Raw genomic sequence first — 256 nt, 5'->3', positions numbered from 1 at the left:
GTAAGATCCCTGAAAGATGATCAGGTTGATAGGTTCGAGGTGGAAGCATGGTGACATGTGGAGCTGACGAATACTAATAGATCGAGGACTTAACCATATAATATGAAGCAAATGTTATCTAGTTTTGAAGGAATATACCTTCAATAGTCTGGTAATGATGGCAGAGAGGTCACACCCGTTCCCATACCGAACACGGAAGTTAAGCTCTCTAGCGCCGATGGTAGTTGGGACCTTGTCCCTGTGAGAGTAGGACGTT

The 256-nt window shown here is 44.5% G+C and carries 2 rRNA genes; both read left to right on the top strand.

Annotated elements, in window-relative coordinates:
• Positions 1–97 (top strand): 23S ribosomal RNA (locus tag MR113_RS27815); the annotation flags it as partial.
• 50 nt (positions 98–147) lie between these two features.
• Positions 148–256: ribosomal RNA gene (rrf, locus tag MR113_RS27810) — 5S ribosomal RNA — on the top strand; the annotation flags it as partial.

It is taken from the genome of Bacillus cereus group sp. BfR-BA-01379, from assembly GCF_022663605.1.
GTDB classification, from domain to species: domain Bacteria; phylum Bacillota; class Bacilli; order Bacillales; family Bacillaceae_G; genus Bacillus_A; species Bacillus_A mobilis.
The sequence above is the reverse complement of the archived record's forward strand: the minus strand, read 5'-3'. Positions and strand labels throughout refer to the sequence as shown.